The sequence below is a fragment of the Nocardioides sp. genome (assembly GCF_047607185.1).
Lineage (GTDB): Bacteria > Actinomycetota > Actinomycetes > Propionibacteriales > Nocardioidaceae > Nocardioides.
Map to the genome: position 1 here is coordinate 1 of NZ_JASGDQ010000114.1, position 7,064 is coordinate 7,064.

The following is a 7,064-nucleotide window of genomic DNA, read 5'->3' on the forward strand; positions in this document are numbered from 1 at the left end:
CCCACACAGCGGCTCGCGGCGGCGCCGAAACTCACGAGACAACCCCGGTATCGCTCGTTTCGGCGCCTTGCGCCCCACTGCGTGGGACGCCGCTCGCTACGGCCAGGACTTCTTAGACACGTTCTGAAACAATCGAGGGATGAGCCCGAAGACGCGTCGCCTGATCATCCCGGCGGCGCTGGTGGGGCTGCTGCTCATCGTGCTGATCGCGCAGGTGCTCAAGTGAGGCGCCGACCCTCGGAGCGCTGCGATGGCCAGTGAGCCGCTGCCCGGGGCGCTGGACAGGGTGCGGACGCTGGTCCTCGACCAGGAGACCCTCGTCAAGGCCGTCGCCAGCGGTCGCCGGCAGGGCACCACGCCACCGTGGCGACGTGCCGAGCTGCGCTACGTCGACCTCAAGGCCGGCCGGCGACTGCAGGTCACGACGTACGACGCCACCCAGGCGTTCACCGCCAACCACCCGGTCGGCGAGACCGGCGTCGTGGACGAGCTGCTGGAGCAGCCGTTCGCCAACTGGACGGTCGCCACCACCACCGAGGTGCACCAGGTCCAGGTGAGGACGCCGCGCACCGCCAACGTCACGACCCGGCCCTCGGCCCAGCAGCAGACCCGGACGCACGACAAGCAGAAGGCGCGGCTGCTGCCCGAGGACGACCCGGTCTTCGTCGCCCTCGGCATCGCCGACAAGGACGGCCGGCTCAAGCCGAGCCGACAGGCGAAGTACCGCCAGGTCGAGGAGTTCCTGCGGCTGCTCGACACCGCCATCGACGACGCGCTCCGCGCCGGGGCGCTGCGTCGGCCGACCGTCGAGGAGCCGCTGCGAATCGTCGACCTCGGCTGCGGCAACGGCTACCTCACCTTCGCCGCCCAGCGCTATCTCACCGCGGTGAAGGGCATCCCGGTCGTGGTCACCGGCGTCGACGTCAAGGAGCAGTCCCGCGACCACAACCGCGCGGTGGCTCGCGAGCTTGGCCGGGTGATCGGGCACTGTGACGCCGAGTTCGTCGCCGGCACCATCTCCGAGGCGGTGCTGCCGGAGCCGCCGGAGGTCGTCCTCGCCCTGCACGCCTGCGACACCGCCACCGACGACGCGCTGGCCCGAGCGGTCGCCTGGGCGGCGCCACTGGTGCTGGCCGCCCCCTGCTGCCACCACGACATCGCGGCCCAGCTCCGCAACACCCCGACCCCGGCGCCGTACGCCATGCTCACCCGCCACGGCATCCTCCGCGAGCGCCTCGCCGACACCCTCACCGATGCGCTGCGGGCCAGCCTGCTGCGGATCAGCGGCTACCGCGTCGACGTCGTGCAGTTCGTCGAGAGCCAGCACACGCCCCGCAACACCATGCTCCGGGCGGTCCGCACCGGCGGCCCGGTCGAGGGTGGCGCGGTGAGGAGTGAGTACGACGACATGGTGGCCGCCTGGGGCATCAGGCCCAGGCTCGGGGAGCTGCTGGGTGTCGGCTGACGCCTCAAGGGTCGGGCGGTGTCTCGCCGTGCTGCTCGTGGTGCCCTTCCTGATGGGCGCCGCCGCGACCGGCCGGTCGGATGCCGAGGTGGCGTTCAGGTTCGACGACCAGCGCATCGAGGAGTCCTCGGGCCTGGCGGTGCTCCACGACGGGGCGGACGACCTGTTCGTGACCGTCAACGACTCCGGCGACCCCGGTCGGGTCTTCACCGTCGAGCGGACTGGCAAGACTGTCGGCGTCACCAGCTGGGACCACGACCCCCGCGACGTGGAGGCGCTGGCGCCCGCCGGCGCTGACGCCGTGTGGGTCGGCGACATCGGCGACAACCAGCGCGATCGCGACGAGATCGAGGTGCTCCGAGTGTCGGTCGGGGACGGCGACCGCGAGGCCGATCCGGAGGTCTACCGGCTGCGCTACCCCGACGGCGCGCACGACGCCGAGTCGCTGATCGCCGGCCCGGACGGCCGGCTCTATGTCGTCACCAAGGACTGGGGCGGCGGCACCCTCTACGCCGCCCCCGCCGAGCTCGACCCGGACGATGACAATGTCCTGGAGCAGGTCGGCACCGAGGGCAGTCTGCTCGCGATGGCCACCGACGCCGCCATGCTCGACGACACCCACCTGATCGTGCGCGGCTACCTGTCGGCGGTGCTCTACGAGTGGCCCTCGCTGCAACGGCTGGCGGTGACCCCGCTGCCGGCACAGCGGCAGGGGGAGGGCCTCGCCGTCGGCCTCGACGGCGACCTCTACCTCTCTTCCGAGGGCGTCCACGCCGAGGTGCTTCGGCTGCCGCTGCCCACCGGCTTCGCCGCCGCGCTCGCCCCGGCCACGCCGGCGACCACCGAGCCGACCACCGAGCCGACCACCGAGCCGACCACCGAGCCGACCACCGAGCCGACCACCGAGCGGTCGAGCGAGGACCGCCCGCTATGGCCCTGGGCGCTCGGCGGCCTGGTCGGCCTCGCGATGATCGGCGTGCTGATCCGCTCGCTACGACCCCCCTCCCGTCGAGAGGTCCCCAATCGCCCCTCGAGAGGCCCCTGATCGCCCGCCGAGAAGTCGGTGATTGCCCCTCGAGAGGTCCCGCAATGCCCCTAGGCCTCGAGCCGCTGGTAAGGGTGGGAGAGGATCTCGTCGCGGTAGTTGGTCCACGGGTGCGGGTCCGTCAGCAGCGCCTCGTAGATCGAGCGCGGCACCGCGAAGTAGGCGTAGAGCCCGCCGTGCCGGAACCGGACCCGCAGCACGTTGCGCGCGTCGTCGTACCCCATCTCGGCGAGCGCCTTGGAGTGCCGCATCGGCACCATCTCCATGGCCCTACCGTAGGCACATGGAGATCACGGTGGTCGAGGGCGACATCACCACCCAAGACGTCGACGCGATCGTCAACGCCGCCAACAACCGGATGCGCGGCGGCGGGGGAGTCGACGGCGCGATCCACCGCGCCGGCGGGCCGGCCATCCTGCGCGACTGTGTCGCTCGCTTCCCGGACGGCCTCGCCACCGGCGACGCCGGCTGGACCACGGCCGGCGAATTGCCGGCGCGCTGGGTGATCCACGTCGTGGGCCCGATCCACGGCCGGGGCAGCCGCGACCAGCTCACCTCCTGCTACGTCCGCGCGCTCGCCGTCGCCGACGAGCTGGGCGCCGCCAGCGTTGCCTTCCCGCTGGTCAGCGCCGGCGTCTACGGCTGGCCCAAGGACGACGCCATCGCGGCCGCGCTGGAGGTCTTCCGGAGCGCCCAGACCGCGGTACGGGAGGCCAGGATGGTCGCCTTCGGCGAGCCGACCTACAACGCCATCCGGGCATCACTCGGCTGACGTCTCGCCTGCGGCACGTGGGGAATCGCGTGCAGAACACCAGGTGCCCGCGAGCGGGTCCGGGTCAGAGCCGCTCGACGACCCAGTCGATGCAGGCCGTGAGCGCCTCGACGTCGGCGGCGTCGACGGCCGGGTACATCGCGACGCGCAGCTGGTTGGCGCCGACGCCGCGATAGGAGTCGAGGTCGACGATGCCGTTGTCGCGCAGCGTGTCGGTCAGCGCGCCCTTGTCGATGGCCGGGTCGAGCTCGATGGTGCCGACCACGGCGGAGCGGTGCTCGGGGTCGGGCACGAACGGCGCGGCGTACGACGACTTCTCGGCCCAGCCGTAGAGCGCCTCGGCGGAGGCCGCGGTCCGGGCCGCCATGCCGGCCAGGCCGCCGTGGCCGAGCATCCAGTCGAGCTGCTCGGCCATCAGGAACAGCGTCGCCACCGCCGGGGTGTTGAAGGTCTGGTCGAGCCGAGTGCTCTTCACCGCGCCCAGCAGGTCGAAGAACGCGGGGATGTGGCGCCCGGAGCCGGCGATGCGCTCGGCTCGCTCGATGGCGGCGGGGGACAGGATCGCCAGCCACAGCCCGCCGTCGGAGGCGAACGACTTCTGCGGCGCGAAGTAGTAGACGTCGGCCTCGGCGATGTCGACCGTCAGTCCGCCCGCCGCCGAGGTCGCGTCGACGATGCTCAGCGCATCGGCGGCCGGGCGGACCACCGGTGCCCAGACGCCGGTCGAGGTCTCGTTGTGGGTCCAGGCGTAGGCGTCCACGCCGTCCTCGGCGCTGGGCAGCACCCGGCCGCCGGGCTCGGCGGTGAGCACCGACGGCTCCTCGAGCCAGGGCGCCTTGCGAGCGGCGCCGGCGAACTTCTGGCCGAACTCGCCGAAGACCGCGTGCTGGCTGCGCCGCTCGATCAGCGTGAACGTCGCCAGGTCCCAGAACGCCGCCGAGCCACCGTTGCCGATCGCCACCTGGTAGCCCTCAGGGAGCCCGAACAGCGTGGTCAGGCCGTCGACCACGCGGCGCACCAGCCCCTTGACCGGCGGCTGCCGGTGCGAGGTGCCCATCAGCGACGCCTCGGTCGCGGCCAGCGCGTCCAGCCGCCCCGCCGGGATCTTCGACGGTCCCGACCCGAACCGGCCGTCGGCGGGGAGCAGGTCACGGGGGATGGTCAGCATGGCCCTATTCTCGCAGGGCCCGTCACTCGATTTCCCGGTCAGGCGCCCCAGGCGGCGTTCCAGCCCGCCACCGAGTCGGCGGGACGGGTGCCGGGACCGGTGTAGATCGCCGAGGGGCGGATCAGCCGACCGGTCTTCTTCTGCTCCAGGATGTGAGCCGACCAGCCGCCGGTGCGGGCGCAGGTGAACATCGAGGTGAACATGTGCGCCGGCACGTCGGCGAAGTCGAGGACGATGGCCGCCCAGAACTCCACGTTGGTCTCCAGCACCCGGTCAGGGCGGCGGGCGCGCAGCTCGGCGAGAGCGGCCTTCTCCAGCGCCTCGGCGACTTCGTAGCGGGGCGCGCCGAGCTCTCGGGCGGTACGCCGCAGCACCCGGGCGCGCGGGTCCTCGGCCCGGTAGACCCGGTGGCCGAAGCCCATCAGCCGCTCGCCGGAGTCGAGCAATCGCTTGACGTAGGCCTCGGCGTCGCCGGACTTCTCGACGTCCTCGATCATGCCGAGCACCCGGGAGGGGGCGCCGCCGTGCAGCGGCCCGGACATCGCGCCGATCGCGCCGGAGAGCGCGGCGGCCACGTCGGCGCCGGTGGAGGTGATGACGCGGGCGGTGAAGGTGGAGGCGTTCATGCCGTGCTCGGCGGCGCTCGACCAGTAGGCGTCGATGGCGTGGGCGTGCTTCGGGTCCGCCTCGCCGCGCCAGCGGATCAGGAACTTCTCGGCCAGGGTCTTGCCCTCGTCGACGAGACGCTGCGGGACGACCGGCTTGCCGATGCCGCGGGCCGACTGGCCGGCGTACGCCAGCACCATCACGGCGGCGCGGGCGAGATCCTCGCGGACCTTCTCCACGCTGGAGTCGAAGGTGTAGGTGATCCCGAAGGCCGGCGCCAGCATGGCGATCGCGGCCTGCAGGTCGACGCGGACGTCGCCGGTGTGGACCGGCAGCGAGAACGCCTCGGCCGGCGGCAGGCCGGGGGTATAGCTGCCGTCGATCAGCAGCCCCCAGACGTTCTCGAACGGGACCCGCCCGACGAGATCCTCGATGTCGACGCCTCGGTAGCGGAGGGCCGAGCCCTCCTTGTCCGGCTCGGCGATTTCGGTCTCGAACGCGATAACGCCCTCAAGGCCGTGGTGTACCTCGGTCATGGCTCTCCTTGCACTTGTGGTCCCGGTCGCATTCTGCCCTAGGGTTCGGACATGGACCTCGGCAGCCTGCTGGGCGGCATCGACGCGAAGACCATCAGCCAGATCGTGACCCTGGTCAAGGACAACCAGGACACCCTGGAGAAGCTCGGTCAACTGCCCGCGCTCTTCGACGCCTTCGGGGCCGGTCTCGACGCCGCCGGCGCCCAGGCGCGCGAGGCCGGCCTGGCGCTGATCGGCGGCGACGGCCACGACGGCATCAAGGGCACCCTGGCCGAGGCCGCCAAGGCGCTGGCCGACATCGCCGGCTCGATCGGCAAGGGCGTCGACACCCTCGCCGACGCCGCCGAGAAGCTCGGCCACGTGCCGATGATGGACGGCCCGGCGAAGACCCTCGCCTCGGCCGCCGGCCAGATCGGCGACACCACCGAGCGGCTGACGGCGCTGTCGGACTCGATGGAGACCATCGCCGACATCCTCGCCAAGGTCGGCGCCGCGCTCGGCAAGCTCGGTGACAAGCTGAGCGACTCCGGTACCGAGGCGAAGGGCTTCCTGGCGACGTGAGCGAGCGCAGCGAGATCACCATTCAGGACAGCGCCCATGGAGCCTCATCAGCGCACGAAGCGTTGCGAGTACGCCGATGAGAGCCGACGATCTCGCCTCGCGACGTGAGGAGTACGCCCGCGGCGGGCTCTCCGAGTCCGACCTGACCGCCGACCCCTTCGACCTCTGGTCGCGGTGGTACGACGACGCGGCGGCCGCCCAGGTCCACGAGCCCAATGCCATGGTGGTCGCCACCGCCACGCCTGACGGGGTGCCGTCGGCGCGGTTCGTGCTGCTCAAGGGCGCGACTCCCGGTCGCGAGGGCGGCTTCGTCTTCTACACCAACCTCGCCTCCCGCAAGGGCGCCGAGCTGGCCGCCAACCCCGCCGTCGCGCTGCTCTTCCCCTGGCACCCGCTGGAGCGGCAGGTCCGCGTCGAGGGCGTCGCGGAGCCGGTCTCCCGCGAGGAGGTGGCCGCCTACTTCGCGGTCCGCCCCCGCGGCTCGCAGCTCGGCGCCTGGGCCTCCCACCAGTCGGCGGTCGTCTCCGGCCGCGAGGAGCTGGCGGCCGCCTACGACGAGGTGACGGCCCGGTTCGAGGGCTCCGACGTGCCGGTGCCGAAGGAGTGGGGCGGCTTCCGGGTGGTCCCCTCCCGCTACGAGTTCTGGCAGGGCCGGCCGGGCCGGATGCACGACCGGCTCGTCTATCGGCTGGTGGAGGGCGGCTGGGTCACCGAGCGCCTCGCCCCCTGACCTCGGTGGCTGACGCCCGCCGAGATTTGTGTGGCGGGGCGCGGTCGGCGGCGCCTAGTGGTCGTCTCCGGAAGTTCGTCCCGGGTCTGCGCGGCCCAGGCACACCCATCGCGGCGTTGGCGCCGCTCGGAAGACGCCCGGTATGCCGTCGCGACGCCGCCTTGCGCTGCGCGCACCTGGA

General features: G+C 72.3%; 8 protein-coding genes. 5 read left to right on the forward strand and 3 right to left on the reverse strand.

Going from position 1 to position 7,064, the window contains the following annotated elements; genetic code table 11:
• Positions 1–250: 250 nt before the first annotated feature.
• Positions 251–1,465, forward strand: a complete 1,215-nt coding sequence (locus QM595_RS13045) for a class I SAM-dependent methyltransferase (protein ID WP_415171994.1) — start codon at positions 251–253, stop codon at positions 1,463–1,465.
• Between the two features lie 28 nt (positions 1,466–1,493).
• Entirely contained in the window at positions 1,494–2,510 is a 1,017-nt protein-coding gene (locus QM595_RS13050) for a hypothetical protein (protein ID WP_415171995.1), read from the forward strand.
• A 50-nt stretch (positions 2,511–2,560) separates the two neighbouring features.
• On the opposite strand, the gene QM595_RS13055 is transcribed toward QM595_RS13050, so the two are convergent.
• Positions 2,561–2,776, reverse strand: coding sequence for a KTSC domain-containing protein (locus QM595_RS13055; protein ID WP_415171996.1), 216 nt, complete (start codon positions 2,774–2,776; stop codon positions 2,561–2,563).
• Positions 2,777–2,793: 17 nt separating this feature from the next.
• On the opposite strand from QM595_RS13055, the gene QM595_RS13060 reads away from it, so the two are divergent.
• The gene (locus tag QM595_RS13060; RefSeq protein WP_415171997.1) at positions 2,794–3,282 is read left to right on the forward strand and encodes an O-acetyl-ADP-ribose deacetylase; all 489 of its coding nucleotides are present in this window, start codon (positions 2,794–2,796) and stop codon (positions 3,280–3,282) included.
• Between the two features lie 64 nt (positions 3,283–3,346).
• Here QM595_RS13060 and serC read toward each other — a convergent pair whose 3' ends face one another.
• Together serC and QM595_RS13070 are read right to left on the reverse strand one after the other, a co-directional pair.
• Complete coding sequence (gene serC / locus QM595_RS13065; protein WP_415171998.1) at positions 3,347–4,450, reverse strand: phosphoserine transaminase; 1,104 nt, start codon at positions 4,448–4,450, stop codon at positions 3,347–3,349.
• Positions 4,451–4,488: 38 nt separating this feature from the next.
• The gene (locus tag QM595_RS13070) at positions 4,489–5,592 is read right to left on the reverse strand and encodes a citrate synthase 2 (RefSeq protein ID WP_415171999.1); all 1,104 of its coding nucleotides are present in this window, start codon (positions 5,590–5,592) and stop codon (positions 4,489–4,491) included.
• Positions 5,593–5,643: 51 nt separating this feature from the next.
• Here QM595_RS13070 and QM595_RS13075 point away from each other — a divergent pair, with 51 nt between their 5' ends.
• Both QM595_RS13075 and pdxH read left to right on the forward strand, forming a co-directional pair.
• Positions 5,644–6,153, forward strand: coding sequence for a hypothetical protein (locus tag QM595_RS13075; protein WP_415172000.1), 510 nt, complete (start codon positions 5,644–5,646; stop codon positions 6,151–6,153).
• 76 nt (positions 6,154–6,229) lie between these two features.
• Positions 6,230–6,883 (forward strand): pyridoxamine 5'-phosphate oxidase, encoded by a 654-nt coding sequence (gene pdxH, locus QM595_RS13080; RefSeq protein WP_415172001.1) that lies wholly within the window; start codon positions 6,230–6,232, stop codon positions 6,881–6,883.
• The last annotated feature ends 181 nt before the right edge of the window (positions 6,884–7,064 follow it).